The following is a 1574-nucleotide window of genomic DNA, read 5'->3' as shown; positions in this document are numbered from 1 at the left end:
GATAACGACACCACAGCGCCACAAACCTTAACCATTACCGTGGTGGATGACATTCCAACCATCACGTCGGTTGAGCCGTTAAGCGTCGATGAAGATGATTTGCCAGCTGGTAGCGATGGTAACCAACCGCTGGAAGTGAGCGGTGATTTTACCACCACACAAGGCGCCGATGGCGTGGTGTTGTACCGAATTGATCCAACCACTAATCCGGTAGATGGGCTTAGCTCGGGTGGGGTGGCAATCACACTCGATCCGCCAACAGTTAATGGTGATAACCAATACAGCTACGTCGCCAAAGTGGGAAACGTTGAAGTGTTTAAGCTAACGTTAAACGCCGATGGCAGCTACAGCTTTGAGTTAAAAGCGCCGATTGACCACGCTGACAACGAAGTGAGCAAACTGCTCAACTTCGCAATTCAAGCCCAAGACCAAGATGGTGACATCAGCAGCACCGTGTTGCCCGTTACCCTAGTGGATGATGCGCCAACCTTAAGTGGCTTTACTGGGCAAACCCGTGTTGATGAAGATGATCTTAATGTCAGTGGTGCTCAGGGCTCTGATGCCGATAAAGAGCCGACGCTAATTTCGGGTAACTTCGTGATTGAAGAGGGCGCGGATGGCATTAAGAGTTATCAAATTGAAGCCACTTCACCTGTGTTGGCTGATTTATCCTCCGGCGGCGAAGCGCTGGAGTGGAGTAATGGCTCGCCAGTACAAAACGGCACTCAGTTTACTTACACTGCCCAAACGCTCTTGGGCGAAGCGGTGTTTACTATGGTGTTTGATACCGCTGATAACAGCTACCAATTCAACCTACTTCAGCCGCTCGATCATGCGCTGGCGGATGGTGAGAACGAGATTGAGCTGGGCTTTAATATCAGCGCAACAGATTTTGACAACGACACCACAGCGCCACAAACCTTGACCATTACCGTGGTGGATGACATTCCAACCATCACGTCGGTTGAGCCGTTAAGCGTCGATGAAGATGATTTGCCAGCTGGTAGCGATGGTAACCAACCTCTGGAAGTGAGCGGTGATTTTACTACCACTCAAGGCGCCGATGGCGTGGTGTTGTACCGAATTGACCCAACCACTAATCCGGTGGATGGGCTTAGCTCGGGTGGGGTGGCAATCACACTCGATTCGCCAACGGTTAATGGTGATAACCAATACAGCTATGTCGCCAAAGCGGGCAACGTTGAAGTGTTTAAGCTAACGTTAAATGCTGATGGCAGCTACAGCTTTGAGTTAAAAGCGCCTATTGACCACGCTGATAACGAAGTGAGCAAACTGCTCAACTTCGCAATTCAAGCGCAAGACCAAGATGGAGACATCAGCAGCACCGTGTTGCCCGTTACCCTAGTGGATGATGCGCCAACCTTAAGTGGCTTTACTGGGCAAACCCGTGTTGATGAAGATGATCTTAATGTCAGTGGTGCTCAGGGCTCTGATGCCGATAAAGAGCCGACGCTAATCTCGGGCAACTTCGTGATTGAAGAGGGCGCGGATGGCATTAAGAGCTATCAAATTGAAGCCACTTCACCTGTGTTGGCTGATTTATCCTCCGGCGG

General features: G+C 50.5%; 1 protein-coding gene. It reads left to right on the top strand.

The features are described from left to right. On the top strand, positions 1–1574 hold a 1574-nt coding region (locus tag L4C38_RS00190; RefSeq protein ID WP_489686408.1), incomplete at both ends, for a T1SS-143 repeat domain-containing protein.

It is taken from the genome of Vibrio kasasachensis, from assembly GCF_050337565.1.
Classification (GTDB): domain Bacteria; phylum Pseudomonadota; class Gammaproteobacteria; order Enterobacterales; family Vibrionaceae; genus Vibrio; species Vibrio kasasachensis.
The sequence above is the reverse complement of the archived record's forward strand: the minus strand, read 5'-3'. Positions and strand labels throughout refer to the sequence as shown.